The 15,399-nt window shown below is 64.1% G+C and carries 14 protein-coding genes and 1 riboswitch; of the genes, 6 read left to right on the top strand and 8 right to left on the bottom strand.

Annotation, left to right across the window (positions count from 1 at the left end; all coding sequences use genetic code 11):
- Nucleotides 1-53: 53 nt before the first annotated feature.
- The 6 genes from THIVI_RS03510 to btuB form a co-directional block, all read right to left on the bottom strand.
- Complete coding sequence (locus THIVI_RS03510; protein WP_014777014.1) at nucleotides 54-1,109, bottom strand: transposase; 1,056 nt, start codon at nucleotides 1,107-1,109, stop codon at nucleotides 54-56.
- Nucleotides 1,110-1,215: 106 nt separating this feature from the next.
- Nucleotides 1,216-1,470 carry a WGR domain-containing protein gene (locus THIVI_RS03505; RefSeq protein WP_014777266.1) on the bottom strand — a complete coding sequence of 85 codons (255 nt, stop codon included), beginning with the start codon at nucleotides 1,468-1,470 and terminating at the stop codon, nucleotides 1,216-1,218.
- A gap of 181 nt (nucleotides 1,471-1,651) precedes the next feature.
- A complete protein-coding gene (locus tag THIVI_RS03500) occupies nucleotides 1,652-2,449 on the bottom strand; it encodes an adenosylcobinamide-GDP ribazoletransferase (RefSeq protein ID WP_014777265.1) in 798 nt (265 codons plus the stop codon).
- Between the two features lie 2 nt (nucleotides 2,450-2,451).
- Entirely contained in the window at nucleotides 2,452-3,507 is a 1,056-nt protein-coding gene (cobT, locus tag THIVI_RS03495) for a nicotinate-nucleotide--dimethylbenzimidazole phosphoribosyltransferase (RefSeq protein ID WP_014777264.1), read from the bottom strand.
- Entirely contained in the window at nucleotides 3,504-3,665 is a 162-nt protein-coding gene (locus THIVI_RS25525; RefSeq protein ID WP_083845692.1) for a bifunctional adenosylcobinamide kinase/adenosylcobinamide-phosphate guanylyltransferase, read from the bottom strand. The genes cobT and THIVI_RS25525 overlap by 4 nt, the downstream gene beginning before the upstream one ends.
- Before the next feature lie 193 nt (nucleotides 3,666-3,858).
- The gene (btuB, locus tag THIVI_RS03485) at nucleotides 3,859-5,745 is read right to left on the bottom strand and encodes a TonB-dependent vitamin B12 receptor (RefSeq protein WP_014777263.1); all 1,887 of its coding nucleotides are present in this window, start codon (nucleotides 5,743-5,745) and stop codon (nucleotides 3,859-3,861) included.
- Between the two features lie 175 nt (nucleotides 5,746-5,920).
- Nucleotides 5,921-6,168: riboswitch (cobalamin riboswitch) on the bottom strand.
- 358 nt (nucleotides 6,169-6,526) lie between these two features.
- Here btuB and THIVI_RS03480 point away from each other — a divergent pair.
- Both THIVI_RS03480 and mazF read left to right on the top strand, forming a co-directional pair.
- Entirely contained in the window at nucleotides 6,527-6,769 is a 243-nt protein-coding gene (locus THIVI_RS03480) for an AbrB/MazE/SpoVT family DNA-binding domain-containing protein (protein WP_014777262.1), read from the top strand.
- Nucleotides 6,769-7,107, top strand: coding sequence for an endoribonuclease MazF (gene mazF, locus THIVI_RS03475; protein WP_014777261.1), 339 nt, complete (start codon nucleotides 6,769-6,771; stop codon nucleotides 7,105-7,107). Before THIVI_RS03480 ends, mazF begins: the two co-directional genes overlap by 1 nt.
- 163 nt (nucleotides 7,108-7,270) lie before the next feature.
- On the opposite strand, the gene groL is transcribed toward mazF, so the two are convergent.
- Together groL and THIVI_RS03465 are read right to left on the bottom strand one after the other, a co-directional pair.
- Nucleotides 7,271-8,905 carry a chaperonin GroEL gene (gene groL, locus THIVI_RS03470; protein WP_014777260.1) on the bottom strand — a complete coding sequence of 545 codons (1,635 nt, stop codon included), beginning with the start codon at nucleotides 8,903-8,905 and terminating at the stop codon, nucleotides 7,271-7,273.
- Between the two features lie 61 nt (nucleotides 8,906-8,966).
- Nucleotides 8,967-9,254 (bottom strand): co-chaperone GroES, encoded by a 288-nt coding sequence (locus tag THIVI_RS03465; protein ID WP_014777259.1) that lies wholly within the window; start codon nucleotides 9,252-9,254, stop codon nucleotides 8,967-8,969.
- A 268-nt stretch (nucleotides 9,255-9,522) separates the two neighbouring features.
- Here THIVI_RS03465 and THIVI_RS03460 point away from each other — a divergent pair, with 268 nt between their 5' ends.
- The 4 genes from THIVI_RS03460 to THIVI_RS03445 all read left to right on the top strand — a co-directional run bounded on the left by THIVI_RS03460 (nucleotide 9,523) and on the right by THIVI_RS03445 (nucleotide 15,372).
- The gene (locus THIVI_RS03460; protein ID WP_014777258.1) at nucleotides 9,523-9,930 is read left to right on the top strand and encodes a DUF6858 family protein; all 408 of its coding nucleotides are present in this window, start codon (nucleotides 9,523-9,525) and stop codon (nucleotides 9,928-9,930) included.
- Between the two features lie 285 nt (nucleotides 9,931-10,215).
- Entirely contained in the window at nucleotides 10,216-11,076 is an 861-nt protein-coding gene (modD, locus tag THIVI_RS03455) for a ModD protein (protein WP_014777257.1), read from the top strand.
- A gap of 148 nt (nucleotides 11,077-11,224) precedes the next feature.
- Nucleotides 11,225-12,283, top strand: a complete 1,059-nt coding sequence (locus tag THIVI_RS03450; RefSeq protein ID WP_157174349.1) for an efflux RND transporter periplasmic adaptor subunit — start codon at nucleotides 11,225-11,227, stop codon at nucleotides 12,281-12,283.
- On the top strand, nucleotides 12,280-15,372 hold the full coding sequence (locus tag THIVI_RS03445; protein ID WP_014777255.1) for an efflux RND transporter permease subunit: 3,093 nt from the start codon (nucleotides 12,280-12,282) through the stop codon (nucleotides 15,370-15,372). The genes THIVI_RS03450 and THIVI_RS03445 overlap by 4 nt, the downstream gene beginning before the upstream one ends.
- The last annotated feature ends 27 nt before the right edge of the window (nucleotides 15,373-15,399 follow it).

The following is a 15,399-nucleotide window of genomic DNA, read 5'->3' as shown; positions in this document are numbered from 1 at the left end:
TTACTCACGGGCATGAAAAGCGGGCAACGGGAGGTCGTTTTGAAGGCACCGCTTCAGACGGCGCAGGCCGCGCGTGAACCACGAGACCAGGCTACGATAGAGTTTCCTGAAGCTCCAATGCGCGGGGTCGTTCTGCGCCTGGACTTTTTTTCGAGTGGTGTCGGATCGTTCAGCCCCTCGTCTCGGCCGGCGCGAACACACCAGTACATGGCCAAGGCCATGATGAGCACCAGTCGCTCCAAACGCTCGGCATGCTGGAGTTGCGAATCCTCCAAGTCGAAGCCCCGGCCCTTGACGTCGGAGAACATCGGTTCGATGGCCCAGCGAGCAGCGTCGTCAAGCACGCTTGCCCGTGTCGGGGCGGCGTCCATGGCAATGATCCACGGCTCGGGGTGGCCATCCTCGTGCAGGATCCCGAGGTTCGTGATCACCCCCTGCGCAAACAGGCGCACACCGGTGAAGTAACGTTCCGTCACCCCGTGTGCCAACGCGCCCGTCGTCGTCTCATCGCCCTGCCCGGTATCCGTTAGCACGTTGCTCTTCAGGCGCAGCCGGTCGCTCCAGCCCCGGGCTTGGAGCCACCCGAACAGGCCCGCCGACGGATAGAACCGGTCCGCCGATAGCAGCACGCGCGCCCCGGACGGCAGCCAGGCCAGGAGCGGCTCCAACACCACCTGCTGGCCCGCGAAGCCGAGATTGGCCGCCCCTTCCTCAGCCCGCCACGCCAGCGGTATCGCGCGATCACCCACCCGCAACGCCACCATCAGCAGCGCCATCCGATCACCCAAATCGGTTTGGTCCAGGCTCAACAACACCGTCTGACCATGGCTGGCCGCCTTCGCCAACTCCGCTCGTGCAAAGGGCTCAATCACCATTCCCGGACCCAACCGCGGATTCTTCAGCAAACGCCTCAGCCATTGCTCGCGCATGTCCTGCCGCTCGGTGTCCAAGGGCAGCAGATTGGCCAACTCCACCGTGTTCGGGGTTTGGCCTTCGATCATCGCCCCGACCGCCAACGCCAGCTTGCTCACCACCGTCTTGCGCAGACGCGGGTGCACCTCGCGCAGCCCGCACGCCACTTCATCAGCCAATCGTTTGACGCTTCCCATGATCCTCAATCACCTCAACATCGACTGAGCGGCAGTTTGCCAGAATGTGATAGGTGATGAGCATCCCGCTGAGCACGGCTTGCGTGAGGTCGACTGATGTGTCTGTTCAGCGGCGCTTTTCGCCGGTCGGCGAGGTCGACAATCCCTGAACACACTGATAGCCATGCTGCCGGCGACGCCGATCGATGGCCTTGATGCGTTCGAGCCCAGCTTCGTAGGAGGAGACGCCGGTTGTCCGCACCCGACCCCGGCGCGCATCGATGCTGCCCCAACTGGACACCAGGGTCCAGTCACCGAACAGATCCTTGATTAAATGCGCTTGATAATAAAGAGATTTTTCTGTCTGGATCCAGCTATACATGGTCCAATTCTCCTCGCGTCACTGAGACTTCAGCGCGGTCACCGGTGCCCGATCATCGCCCGCCGGCACCCTGAGCGGACCGATCGGGTCAGCGATGAAGGATGCGCCGCGGACACTCTGCGACTATTGTTGACACAGGATGATGAACGCTGTCAATAGGTTGCTAATTTTTAAGGGGTATTCAGGAAGGGATTGCGAGAAGGACGGCGGCGATCAGGAGCAGGGTTTCGGTGATTTCGACCAGGGCGCCAGCGGTATCTCCAGTGAACCCGGCGATGCGCCCGAGCATGGAACGTCTGGCGAATAGCAGGATGAGCAGCGATCCCAGGACCAGCGCCAGCCCTATCAAGACGCCGCTCCAGCCGCCGCCCCAGCCGAGGCCCAGCGGACATCCAGCCAGAACGAGCGCGACCGCCATCCAGGCAGACCGACGCGGAAGCTGGTTGACCTGATCCGAGGCCATGCCGAGCTTGCGCGCATAGGGCGTGGTCAAGAGCAGAAGCGGTAACTGCGTCCGCGCCAGCAGCGGTATCCACAACAGCAGCCAGGGTTCGCCGTGAACGATCAGCGCCGCAAGCCCCGCCCATTTGGCGATCAGCGCCAGCGCGATCGCGGTGACGGCTGCTGGACCGCAGCGCGGATCCTTCATGATCTCCAGGGTACGTTCACGGCTCGCCAGACCGCCGACCCAGGCGTCCGCGCTGTCGGCGAGTCCATCCAGATGCAGCCCGCCGGTGGACCAGACCCAGAGGATCAGGGTCAGCGCCGCCGCGACACCGGGGTCCGTGCCGGCGAGCATCCAGGCAACCAGCGCGATCAGCCCGCCCAGCAGCAATCCGACGAACGGATACCAAGGCACTCCCCAGCCGGTCTCGGAGGGCGTGACAGGGCCCGGATCGGGGAAGGGGAGGCGGGTCAGAAAACGCCCGGCGATCCAGAGCGGACGAAGTCGCGGCAGATCCAGAAAACGGTCGGTCATCCTCAGCCTTCGCTCACGCCGGCTTCGGCGAAGGTCGCCATGTTCTGATGCAGCGCGCAGGCCAGTCGCAGCAGCGGAACCGCCATCGCCGCGCCGCTCGCCTCGCCGAGACACATCCCGAGCTGAAGCAGCGGATCGGCGTTAAGCGCCTCCAGGATGGCCCGGTGACCGGGTTCGGCCGAACTGTGCGCGAACAACAGCCAGTCGCGGACATCGGGCTGAATGCGCACCGCCGCGAGGGCCGCCGCGCCGACGATAAAACCGTCGACCAGCACCGGCAGACCGCGTTGGGCCGCGGTGAGATAGGCGCCGGTCAGGGCGGCGATCTCGAAGCCGCCGAGTCGACCGAGCAGTTCCATGGGCGTGCTGCCAGGGGTGGCATGCAGCGCCAGGGCGGTAGCGACCACCTCGGTCTTGTGCGCGATCCCGGCGGCATCCAGACCGGTGCCGGGGCCGACCAGATCGGCGGGTGGCAGGTCCAGCAGCGCGCAGGCGAGCGCCGCCGCCGGGGTGGTGTTGGCGATGCCCATCTCGCCGCCGATCAGCAGTCTGGCGCCGCCATCGATGGCGCGCTCGACGGCGGCGCGGCCGGCGTTCATGGCGCCGGCCTGTTGTTCGGAGGTCATGGCCGGTTCGCGGGCGATGTTGCCGCTGCCCGGGCCAAGCCGCTCGGAACGCACGCCCTCGATCGGACCAGGGTCGGTGACCATCCCCAGATCGATGATCTCCAGACGCGCGCCGAGCGCCGCCGCCAGCACCGAGACGGCCGCGCCGCCACGGGCGATGTTGTGCACCATCTGGTTCGTCACCGACTGCGGAAAGACGGAGACGCTCTCGGCCGCGACGCCATGATCGGCGGCGAACAGCAGGATCTGGACCGGATCGGCCGCGGGCATGGGCTTGCCCTGCAGACCGGCGAGCCGGATGGCGAGTTCTTCCAGCCGGCCCAGCGAGCCGCGCGGTTTGGTGAGTTGGTCCTGACGCCGACGCGCGGCCTCGGCCGCCGTGCGGTCGAACGGGAGACAGGGTTCGTTGAGCCAGGCGAGTCCGGCGATCATGCCGCGCCTCCTGTGACCGTCAACGGCAGAGCGGCCACGGTCGGGATGAGTCGGTCGCGGCAGGCGGCGAGATCCTGATATGGGGTGCCGGCCAGGTCGCGGAAACGACGGGTGAGCGCATCCAGCGGGACGATTCCCAGGTTTGTCTCGTTCTTCATCGGCAAATTCGTCAACCTAGAGTGTCAGGCACTCGACGAGCAGACAGCGGTCGGGCGCGGATTCGCGAACGATAACGTCCGCGAGGGCGATGGGTTCCTCGATCATTCGCCGAGCATTGTAAACCGCGACCGGCATGGCAGGAGCGGTTTATGCGCCTGAAAGCGCCGATTGATCGTCGGCCGCCTGATCACATCACTCCAATCCTGGTTCAAACGCATACCGCAACGTCAGATACGCCGCCCGGCCCGGCTGGTTGAACAGATAGGCGGTTTCATACTCCTCGTCGAAAACATTCTCCAACCGCGCCTGGAGCCGTAAGGCAGGCGTGATGGCATATTCGGCGCGCAGATCGACCAGGGTGTAGCCGTCGAGCCGGGTGCGATTGGCCAGATCGTCGAAGCGTCGTCCGGCGACGAAGAGGGTCGCGCCGGCGGACCAGCGCTGGAACTGACGGTCGAGATCGAACCGGAAGGTCTGTTCGGGGCGGCGCGGCAACAGATTGCCCTCATTGGCCCCATCGGATCGGTTCTCCGGGTTCAAAAGCGTTAGATTGGCGGCCAGCTCGAGATCCAGAATCCGCGCCGATCCGGATGCCTCGATCCCCTGGATGCGCGCGCTGGCGATGTTGGCGGCGGCAAAGGTCGGCGCGTCGAAGGCGATCATGTCGTCGATCTCGGTCTGATAGAGACTGATCCCCCAGCGCCCGGACGCCTGCGCGCCGAGCGGCAGATTCCCGCCCAGCCCCAGTTCCAGACTGTGCGACTGTTCCGGATCCAGATCCGGATTGCCGAAGCCGGGGTAATAGAGTTCGTTGAAGGTCGGCCCCTTGAACGCCGTGCCATAGGAGAGCGAGAGCTGGATCCCATTGCCGAACAGGTATCCCAGGGCCGCGTTGCCTGTGACATGGGCGCCGAACTGCTGGTTGTCGTCCTGACGCAGACTGAGTTTCAGATCGGCGGCGCCAAAACGGCCCTGATACTCGCCGAAGACGCCGAGATTGTCGCGCGAGTCCTCGTTGTAGTCGACCGTGCCATCGACCCGGTCGTTGAGATAATCGACGCCGAGCGTGGCGATCTGTCCGGGCAGGATCGCGACATCGTTCTGTAGCGAGTAGGTCTCGCGCTCGGTGTTAAAGCTGTCGACAAAAAAATCGTCGAGACTGAGCGCGACATCCTCGTAAAAGGAGCGGTGCTTGTCCCAACTGTAACCGGCGGCCAGAATCACCGTCCAGGGCTTCAGGGGTTTCAAGGTTGCCGAGGCGCCCACTACTTGCTGTTCGGCGCGCGAAATATTGCCGGAAAACAGCGAACCGTCGAAATCCGAACGGTTCTCGGAGCGCAGCAGATGCACGTCGAGCTTGGCTGCGTCGCTGAATGCATAGCCGGCGCGCAGATTCACGCCGACATTGCGGTAGCCGTCGCGGTCGGGCTGAGTGACTCCGCAGCCGGCGAAGGGGGAGGGACTGCCATCGCAGGCATTGATCCCGTCGGTGCGGTCCAGGTTGGCGCCCAGGTTGAACCAGCCCTGGTCGCCGCCGCCGGACACTCCGGCGGAGACGCTGCCGGTACCGAGCGTGCCACCGCCGATGCTGGCACGGGCGGTCAGTGGACCGCCGCCCTGTTTGGTGAAAATCTGGATCACGCCGCCGATGGCTTCGGAGCCGTAGAGGCTCGAACGTGGACCGCGCACCACCTCGATGCGATCAATCTGCTCGATCGGCAGATTCTGCAGCGGCGCGGTGCCCAGCGTCGCCGATCCCACCTTGACCCCGTCGATCAGGACGAGGACGTGGTCGGCATTGGTTCCGCGCAAAAAGATCGAGGCCGGATGACCGGCGCCACCGCTCTGGGCGATGGCGACGCCGGGGATACCGCGCAGCAGATCCGGCACCGAACGCGCCTGACGGCGTTCGATCTCGGCGCGATCGATGACGGTCACCGAGGCCAGGGTCTGGCTTTCCGGCTCGGGCGTGCGGGTCGCCGTGACCACCACCGGGGCCAGTGTGGTCGCGGACTCGTCGGCCAGGGCAAGACTGGCCAGCGGCACGGTCAGCGCCGCCAGCATCAAAGGGTAATTCATCACAAGGCTCCAACAGCGGCCCGAGCGCACCCGCGCGGGCCAATCCAGGGAGGATCGGTGAGGAGTCAGGACGAGAGCGAGACCACGGACAAGCGACGGGGGCTAGCATCATCCCGGCCAGTCGCCCACGCGACCCCGGTGAGGAGCCATCTGCCATTCCGTTCGGGAAAGGTCGACGGCTCCAGATCCTCTGGCCGGTCTCCGGGCTCACGAGCGGGTATACCCCAAACGCGACGCCTTCCCATGAATGATCACAGTGGCATCAGGTCGCGTCTTGAACCGCATCCAGGGTCGGATGCGGTTCGCTCGTCTACCGTTGCGGGGGCAGCGTCGGCATTGCGCATCCATGAAGGCGCGCGCACCGACTTCCCGTTTAACCCATCAGGCGAAGGCCATCCGGGCACCGGAAGATCAAGCGGGCTATTTACGGCTTTTTCCGATGACGGGTCAATTGACAATTGTCATTCAGACATCGCATCATGTGGCGGCCGCATGACATTCGGATAAGAATAACCCGCAAAGGGAGGATCGTCTGTCGGCACACATTGTCGACTGATTAGTTGGAGGAAAGGCCGCGAGCGTGCCCGTCGATCGGGCACGCGCGCTACCTGCCTTAATCACCGAACCATGACGCTCCCTCGCATCCACCGAGTCGCGCCCGCGACATCGCTCTTCGATACGTTTGCCCGTACGCGATGATTGTCGATACTTTTGTTGATCCATCCGGTTTGCTGGCCTATCCTGTCGTCGGATCGACATTTGTTTCTACAGGAGTCGCAAAATGGCCGTTCAAATCGTCCGGAAATGGGGCAACAGTCCTGCAGTGCGGCTGCCTGCCGCCGTGATGGAGGCGGCGCATCTGATGCTCGATCAAGTCGTCGACGTGCGCGCGGAACAGGGTCGAGTCATCATTGAGCCAGTCGCGCCCACGTATTCGCTGGAGGCGCTTCTCGCGGGAATCACCGACGAAAATCGTCCTGACGAACAGGATTTTGGATTCGCCGAAGGCAGGGAACAGCTCTGATGACGACGCCCTACGTGCCCGACGAGGGCGACATCGTTTGGATGAACTTCACGCCATACAGCGGGCACGAGCAGGCTGGACGACGACCAGCCGTCGTCTTGAGTCCCAAGGCGTATAACCGTCGCGCCGGATTGCTCGTGTGTGTCCCCATCACCAACCAGATCAAGGGCTACCCATTCGAGGTCGCGCTGGCGGGTGCAGATGCCAGCGGCGCCGCACTGTCGGATCAAGTCAAAAGCCTGGACTGGCAGACTCGGCAGGCTGAGCGCAAGGGCAGGGCGACGCTCTCCGAAATCGTCGAAATCAAGGTCAAAATCAAGTCGCTATTGGGACTGTGAGCGGTGATCGCCATCCCGGCGTGCGAGAAGACGGGTGGACGGGTGGACGGGTGGACGGGTGGACGGTGAAAATTGTTGAGCAAAGACCGCGCGCCCGCTAACCGGGCGCGCGTTTTCTAACTAACATCACGAAACGACCAACGATTTCACGCGAGTGAAATCATCAATAGTCCATATCATCCATGCCGCCAGCGCCTGGACCCGCCGCCCCCTTTTCCTTCTTGGGTTCGTCGGCAACCATCGCCTCGGTGGTGATCATCAGACCGGCGACCGACGCGGCATTCTGCAACGCGGTGCGCGAGACCTTGGTCGGGTCGATGATGCCCATCGCCATCATGTCGCCATATTCGCCGTTGGCGGCGTTATAGCCGAAGCTGCCGGTGCCTTCCGCGACCTTGCTCATGACCACCGAGGATTCCTCGCCCGCGTTGGCGACGATCTGACGCAGCGGCTCTTCCATGGCGCGACGCGCGATGGCGATGCCGACATCCTGATCAGCGTTCGCACCCTTCAGATCCTTGACCGCGCCGATGGCTCGCACGAGCGCGACACCGCCGCCGGGCACGATGCCTTCCTCGACCGCCGCGCGCGTGGCGTGGAGCGCATCCTCGACGCGCATCTTCTTTTCCTTCATCTCCATCTCGGTGGCCGCGCCAACCTTGATGACCGCGACGCCGCCGGCCAGCTTGGCCAGACGTTCCTGCAACTTCTCGCGGTCATAGTCGGAGGTGGTGTCCTCGACCTGACTGCGAATCTGCTCGCAACGCGCTTTGATGTCGTCATGCGAACCGGCGCCGTCGATGATGGTTGCGTCGTCCTTGCCGACCTGGACCTTCTTGGCCGAACCCAGCTCGTTCAGGGTCGCCTTATCGAGCGACAGACCCACTTCCTCGGCGATCACGGTCGCGCCGGTGAGGGTGGCGATATCCTGCAACATCGCCTTGCGACGATCGCCGAAGCCGGGCGCCTTGACCGCGCAGACCTTGAGGATGCCGCGCAGATTGTTGACCACCAGGGTCGCCAGCGCCTCGCCCTCGATATCCTCGGCGACGATCAGCAGCGGCCGACCGGCCTTGGCGATGGCTTCCAGGATAGGGAGCAGATCACGGATGTTCGAGATTTTTTTGTCGTGCAGCAGGATGTAGGGATCTTCCAGATCGGCCTTCTGACTCTGCTGGTTGTTGATGAAGTAGGGCGACAGATAGCCGCGGTCGAACTGCATACCCTCGACCAGGTCGAGTTCGTTGTTCAGCGACTTGCCTTCCTCGACCGTGATCACGCCTTCCTTGCCGACCTTTTCCATCGCCTCGGCGATGATGTTGCCGATGGATTCGTCGGTGTTGGCCGAGATCGTGCCGACCTGGGCGATTTCCTTATTGGTCGAGCAGGGACGGGAGAGTTTCTGGAGTTCCGCGACCGAGGCTTCGACGGCTTGGTCGATGCCGCGCTTGATGTCCATCGGGTTCATGCCGGCGGCGACCGCCTTCAGACCCTCGCGGACCATCGCCTGGGCGAGTACGGTGGCGGTGGTGGTGCCGTCGCCGGCGACATCGGAGGTCTTGGAGGCGACTTCCTTGACCATCTGAGCGCCCATGTTCTCGAACTTGTCCTTGAGTTCGATCGCCTTGGCGACCGACACGCCGTCCTTGGTGACCGTCGGCGCGCCCCAGGACTTCTCGATCACGACATTGCGGCCCTTGGGACCGAGCGTGACCTTGACGGCGTTGGCGAGGATGTCGACGCCGTGGAGCATCTTCGTGCGGGATTGTTCGCTGAAAAAAATCTGTTTTGCGGTCATGGGGTGCAAGCCTTAGTGAAAATATGGAGTGTTCAGTGGTCGGTGAAGCGTCGGCGGGGCGCTAGGCAATGACGCCCATGATGTCGTCCTCGCGCATCACCAGCAGTTTTTCGTCCGCCAGTTTGACCTCGGTACCCGAATATTTGCCGAACAGCACCCGGTCGCCGACCTTGACGTCGAGCGGGCGCACGCTGCCGTTGTCGAGCAACTTACCGTTGCCGACCGCGATCACCTCGCCCTGAATTGGCTTTTCGGCGGCGCTGTCCGGGATCAGGATCCCGCCGGCGGAGGTGCGTTCCTCTTCGCTGCGGCGAACAACGACACGGTCATGTAAAGGACGGAGTTTCATGGATAGCGATCTCCCTCGGGGAATCTCAAGGTTTCAAAGAAACTGGGGTTGGTCAGAACAACTCAGCACAGGGGGCGATGCTTGTTAGCACTCGTCCATTTAGAGTGCTAACAATGTAATGCAAAAAAAAGCCTTGTCAAGCGAGCCGATCGCCGACGCTCTCTGCATGGCGAGCGTCGGAATTGCGAATCTTCAATGCTTGCCGCGCGACATTGCTTAGAATTTTAGTTGGTTATCCGCCCACCTCCAAACCATCCAGAGAGCACCCATGCAACAGTTCCTTCTGCAAGAGAAATACCCCGTTTATAGCCTCGAAGTGCCGAAAACCGAGACCCGGTTCACCGATGTCGACGCCATCATCGCCTATCTGAACGACTGCGTGAGCGAGCACAAGATTGCCAGGCTGATCGCCACCTTCGATCATTTCGAGCACACCACCGCGCTCCCCGAGGGTGAGATCGCTCATGACATCCTGGCTGCCAAGCACATCATCTTCTGTTTTGGCACCCATCTGCCGAATGCCCATGTGATGGCCGTGCGCCCTCGATCGATCGGCGTGGTCGAGAAGCCGGACAGCTTCGTGGTGACCTTTCTGGAAGCGCCCATGCCGCTGGCTAATCTGGCGATGGAGTCGTGGGTCAGGGCGATCGTCGATGTCGCGGACGAGTGCGCGTAAACCGCGTTTAGCTGTGAGTCGGTCACGTTGACCTTGAAGTCGGAAGATCGATCGCAATGCAAGCACGCGCGTTGCAACGCGCGCGCGGAGCTTGGACAGTTTGGCATCCGCCTTGGAACGACCTGTGCGCCGTTGGAATCACGCCGACGTTATCGGCATCCAAGATTGCGCATAATGTATATTATGTAAAGTCAAGTAATCAACTGATCCCAAATCCAGGGTGCTGCGCTGAATATCGCTAGAATGTGCCTCCCCCAGTCCAACCAAACCCGATAGGAAGATTCAGTGATCGCACCGACACTCTCGGTCCTCGGTGACCATGAACTCCACCAGTTGCTCGCCGAAGATGTCCCTTATGGCGATCTGACCACCGACTCGCTCGGAATCGCCGCACAATCTGGACGTATCCGCTTCTTTGCCCGCGACCCGATGGTGGTTTGCGGGGTCGAGGAAGCGGCGCGTCTGTTCGAGTTATGCGGCGCACGGGTTGAGATTCATGCGGCTTCAGGCAGCGATGCGCCAACCGAAACCCTGTTGTTGGAGGCGCGCGGCCGAGTCGATGCCCTGCATCGTGGCTGGAAGACCGCACAGACTCTGATGGAATGGTGCTCGGGTATCGCCACCAGCGCCGCCGCGATCGTCGCTGCGGCACGGCGCGGACATCCGGATGCCATGGTCGCCGGAACCCGCAAGAACGTCCCCGGAACCCGCCGGCTGGCCGCCAAGGCTTTTCGGGCCGGCGGCGCCGTGATGCACCGCAATGGTTTGTCCGAGACCCTCCTGATTTTCGCCGAACATCGACTGTTTCTCGATCAGGAACGCCACGCCGAGACGGTCGCGCGGCTGCATCGCCAATGCCCGGAAAAGCGTGTGGTGGTCGAGGTTGCGAACCTGGAAGAAGCCTTGGCCTGGGCGGATGCGGACGTGTTGCAACTGGAGAAGTTTCAGCCTCAGCTCGTCGCCGAGGTGGCCGCCGCGCTTGCCGCTCGCGGATCGACGACGGCGATTGCCGCCGCTGGCGGTATCCATGCCGGCAACGCCGAGGAGTATGTCCGGGCTGGCGCTCGGCTGATAGTCACCACGGCACCCCATCTGGCGCCGCCACGCGATGTTCAGGTCCGCTTTGCACGGGACGAAAACCATTGATTCAACGTCTTTCGAGCAACTTGACGCTCGCTTCCGACGCCACGTTCACGTCGGCCCCCATCGTTCCGTTGACGAAGTCGCAAGAAAACCCTCTATGAACCCATGTTTTCCTTTATTGATCAGGCGGCTCGCCCTGATCTGTCTGAGCTTGACGTCGATCTTTCAGCAATCGCTTGCCGCAGACGGTTCCGGGCAGCCGACGATCGCCGCCCTGACGGTGACGACCACCCTGGCCCGCCTAGACGACTGGCCGGTCGCCATCCCGGCCAGCGGCAGCCTGACGGCTTGGCAGGAGGCGGTGATCGCCGCCGAGATCGGTGGCTTGAGAGTGGTCGCGCTGACGGCTGACGTGGGTGATCAGGTGCGGCGTGGCGATGTCCTGGCGGATCTGTCGCAGGCGTCCGTGCGCGCCGATCTGGAACTGGAGCAGGCGCGTGTCGAACAGGCTCAAGCCGCACTCTCGGAGGCGCTGGCCAATGGCGAGCGGGCGCGCAACTTGGCTGGCCGCGCTACGCTGTCCGGGCAGGAAAGCAAGCAGTATCTGGTGGCCGAGGAGACCGCGCGGGCCAACCTCGCCGCCGCCGAGGCTCAACTCAAGGGGCAACGGATCCGACTCGACCAGACCCGGATTCGCGCCGTCGACGATGGGGTTATCGCGTCACGCACCGTGACCCTGGGCAGCGTGGTCCAGGCCGGGACCGAACTCTTCCGGCTGATCCGCCAGAACCGCATCGAATGGCGCGCCGAGGTGATGGCCGAGCAACTCGCGCGCATCCGGCCCGGTCAGGCCGCGCGCATCCGACTCAGCGAAGACGTCTCGCTGGACGGCGTGGTGCGCCTGCCGGCGCCGACCTTCGATCCGACCACCCGTCTGGCGCTGGTCTATGTCGACCTGCCCGACCCTGGCGCGGCCCATGCGGGTGACTTCGCGCGCGGCGAGATCATCGTCGGCCAGACGCCGGCGCTGACGGTGCCCGAATCCACCGTCGTCCTGCGCGACGGCAACCGCTATGTCTTCGAGGTCAGCGACGACCGGCGCGTGATCCAGCGCAAGATCGGCACCGGACGCCGTGCCGGGAACCGCATCGAGATCGTCGCCGGACTCCCGACCCCGGCGCCGCTGGTGGAATCCGGCGGGGCCTTCCTCAACGATGGGGACAGCGTGCGCGTCGTCCCGGCCGATCCGCTCACAATGGGTCGGCCATGAACGTCTCCACCTGGTCGATCCGCAACCCGGTCCCGGCGATTCTGCTGTTCGGGCTGCTGACCCTGCTCGGGTTCATGGGCTTCCGCGCGCTCGGAATCCAGAACTTCCCGGATATCGAACTCCCCACGGTCACCGTCACCGCGCGACTGGAAGGCGCCGATCCGACCCAGCTCGAAACCGAGGTCGCGCGCAAGATCGAGGATCAGGTCGCGACCCTGGGCGGCGTGCAGCATATCCGCACCACCCTGAACGACAGCAGCGCGACGCTCCGGATCGAGTTCGATATCGATATCCCGATCGAGACCGCCTTGAACGATGTGCGCAACGCCGTCGACAGCGTTCGCGCCGAACTGCCCCAGGACATGACCGACCCGGTGGTCTCCAAGGTCACGACCGCCGGCGGCGCCATCCTCACCTTCACGGTGGCGTCCGAGCGTCTGGACGAGGAGGCGCTGTCCTGGTTCGTCGACAACGAGATCGGCAAGGCATTGCTGGCCGTCCAGGGCGTGGGCGCGGTCAAGCGGGTCGGCGGGGTCGACCGCGAGGTGGCCGTCGATCTGGACCCGACCCGGATGGCCGCGCTCGGCGTCACGGCGGCGGACATCTCGGCGCGGCTCAAGCAGATCCAGCAGGATGCATCGGGCGGACGCGGCGATATCGGCGCCGGCGTCCAGTCGGTGCGCACGCTCGGCGCGGTGCATGACATCGCCGAGATCGCCGCGCTCGACATTCCCTTGACGGGCGGGCACAGCGTGCGGCTTGATCGGATCGCCCATGTCCACGACAGCATCGCCGAGCGCACCGCTTATGCGCTGCTCGATGGCCAACCGGTGGTCGGTTTCTCGGTGACCCGATTGAAGGGCGCGAGCGAGGTCGCGGTTGCGGCGGATGTCCGTCAGGCAGTGCAAGCGCTGGGCGAGCGTTTTACTCAGGTCCGGATCGAGGAAGCCTACGACACGGTCGCGGCCGTCGAGGACAATTTCAAAGGCTCGATGGAACTCCTCTACGAAGGGGCCATTCTCGCCGTGCTGGTGGTCTGGTGGTTCCTGCGCGACTGGCGCGCGACCCTGGTTGCCGCCGCCGCCCTGCCCCTCTCGGTGATCCCGACCTTCGCCGTGATCCACTGGTTCGGCTTCAGTCTCAACGCCCTGACCCTGCTGTCGCTGGCCCTGGTGGTCGGCATCCTGGTCGACGACGCCATCGTCGAGATCGAGAACATCGTGCGCCATCTGCGCATGGGCAAGGGGCCGATCCAGGCCGCGATCGAGGCCGCCGACGAGATCGGTCTGGCGGTCATCGCCACCAGTCTGACTCTGATCGCGGTCTTTCTGCCGACCGCCTTCATGGGCGGCGTGCCCGGCAAGTTCTTCCGCGAATTTGGTATTACCGCCGCGGTCGCGGTGTTTTTCTCGCTGGTGGTCGCGCGCATGCTGACCCCCATGATGTCGGCCTATCTGCTCAAGTCGCACGACGCCGGACCTGACGACGGACGCTTGATGCGCGGTTATCTCGTCGCCGCGCGCTGGTGTCTCCGGCACCGCAAGACCACGCTGACGGCCGCCCTCCTCTTCTTCGCCGGCTCGCTGGCGCTGGTGCCGCTGCTGCCGACCGGCTTCATGCCGGCGGCGGATCGCAATCAGACCGCGGTCAAGCTCGAACTGGCACCGGGCAGCACGCTGGAGGAGACACGCCGCGCGGCCGAGTTGGCGCGGGCGCTGCTCGCGCCGGTTGCCGACATCACCCGCGTCTTCACCACCGTCGGATCGGTCGCCGGCTCCGGCCCCTTTACCGAGGGCGGCAGTAGCGACGTGCGCAAGGCGTCGCTGACCATCCTGCTGAAACACCGGCACGACCGACCGCGCAAGCAATCCGCCATCGAACAAGAATTGCGCGAGCGTCTGCGCGAACTGCCTGGCGCGCGCATCTCGGTGGGTCTCGGCGATGTCGGCGAACGTCTCCAGGTGGTGCTGGCCGGCGACGATCCGGGTCTGCTCGATCGCACCAGTCAACTCGTGGAACGCGATCTGCGCACCCTGGAAAACATCGGCAACGTCACCTCCAACGCCAGTCTGCAACGCCCCGAGATCCATGTGGACGTGGATTTCGCGCGCGCCGCCGATCTGGGCGTCACTACCGCCGCCATGGCCAGCGCGATCCGGGTCGCCACCGCCGGCGATTTCGAGGTGCAACTGCCCAAGCTCAATCTGCCCGAGCGGCAGATCCCGATCCGGGTGCGTCTGGCGCCCGAACTGCGCGGTGATCTGGACGCCCTCGCGCAGCTGCGCTTGCCCGCCTGGTCGGGACAGGTGCCCTTGAGCGCCGTGGCCGAATTACGCCTGGGAAGCGGTCCGGCGCAGATCGACCGGCTGGACCGCAACCGCAACGTGACCATCGACGTGGAACTGGCCGGACAGACGGTCGGTCAGGCGCTGGAGCAAGTCGATCAGCTGCCGTCGCTGCAACGCCTACCACCGGGCATAAGTCGGCCCGCTTCGGGCGACGCCGAGCGCATGGCGGAAGTCTTCGGCGGTTTCGGTTCGGCGATGCTGACCGGCATTCTCTTTATCTATATCGTGCTGGTGCTGCTGTTCCACGACTTCCGGCAACCGGCGACCATCCTCGCCGCACTGCCGCTCTCGGTCGGCGGGGCCTTCGCCGCCCTGCTGCTGACCCATAACAGCTTTTCGCTGCCCTCCGTCATCGGTTTGTTGATGCTGATGGGCATCGTCACCAAGAACTCGATCCTGCTGGTCGAATACGCGGTCAAGGCGCGCCTTGAACACGGCATGGAGCGCACGGCGGCGCTACTGGACGCCTGTCACAAGCGCGCCCGCCCGATCCTCATGACCACCATCGCCATGATCGCCGGCATGGTGCCGATCGCGCTCGGCCTGGGCGCCGAACCGAGCTTTCGCTCGCCGATGGCCATCGCCGTGATCGGCGGTCTGCTGACCTCGACGCTGCTGTCGTTGCTGGTGATTCCGGTGGTTTTCACCTTCGTCGACGATCTGGTCGGGCTTATCCGGCGGGCGGGAAACTGGATGCAGCGGGCGAATCATGGACACGCAGCCGCGTCCAGCACGCCCTAGGAGCGCCGACTCTCATTCGGCGGTTTT

Source organism: Thiocystis violascens DSM 198, assembly GCF_000227745.2.
GTDB classification, from domain to species: Bacteria; Pseudomonadota; Gammaproteobacteria; order Chromatiales; family Chromatiaceae; genus Chromatium; species Chromatium violascens.
This window is presented reverse-complemented; position numbering and strand designations above follow the sequence as displayed.

Excerpts from the sequence above, each read along its gene's own strand:
- THIVI_RS03480 (WP_014777262.1), top strand. The coding sequence starts at position 6,527 with ATGGCCGTTCAAATCGTCCGGAAATGGGGCAACAGTCCTGCAGTGCGG.
- THIVI_RS03505 (WP_014777266.1), bottom strand. The coding sequence starts at position 1,470 with ATGTATAGCTGGATCCAGACAGAAAAATCTCTTTATTATCAAGCGCAT.
- THIVI_RS03510 (WP_014777014.1), bottom strand. The coding sequence starts at position 1,109 with ATGGGAAGCGTCAAACGATTGGCTGATGAAGTGGCGTGCGGGCTGCGC.
- THIVI_RS25525 (WP_083845692.1), bottom strand. The coding sequence starts at position 3,665 with ATGAAGAACGAGACAAACCTGGGAATCGTCCCGCTGGATGCGCTCACC.
- mazF (WP_014777261.1), top strand. The coding sequence starts at position 6,769 with ATGACGACGCCCTACGTGCCCGACGAGGGCGACATCGTTTGGATGAAC.
- groL (WP_014777260.1), bottom strand. The coding sequence starts at position 8,905 with ATGACCGCAAAACAGATTTTTTTCAGCGAACAATCCCGCACGAAGATG.
- THIVI_RS03500 (WP_014777265.1), bottom strand. The coding sequence starts at position 2,449 with ATGACCGACCGTTTTCTGGATCTGCCGCGACTTCGTCCGCTCTGGATC.
- cobT (WP_014777264.1), bottom strand. The coding sequence starts at position 3,507 with ATGATCGCCGGACTCGCCTGGCTCAACGAACCCTGTCTCCCGTTCGAC.
- THIVI_RS03465 (WP_014777259.1), bottom strand. The coding sequence starts at position 9,254 with ATGAAACTCCGTCCTTTACATGACCGTGTCGTTGTTCGCCGCAGCGAA.
- THIVI_RS03460 (WP_014777258.1), top strand. The coding sequence starts at position 9,523 with ATGCAACAGTTCCTTCTGCAAGAGAAATACCCCGTTTATAGCCTCGAA.
- btuB (WP_014777263.1), bottom strand. The coding sequence starts at position 5,745 with ATGAATTACCCTTTGATGCTGGCGGCGCTGACCGTGCCGCTGGCCAGT.
- THIVI_RS03445 (WP_014777255.1), top strand. The coding sequence starts at position 12,280 with ATGAACGTCTCCACCTGGTCGATCCGCAACCCGGTCCCGGCGATTCTG.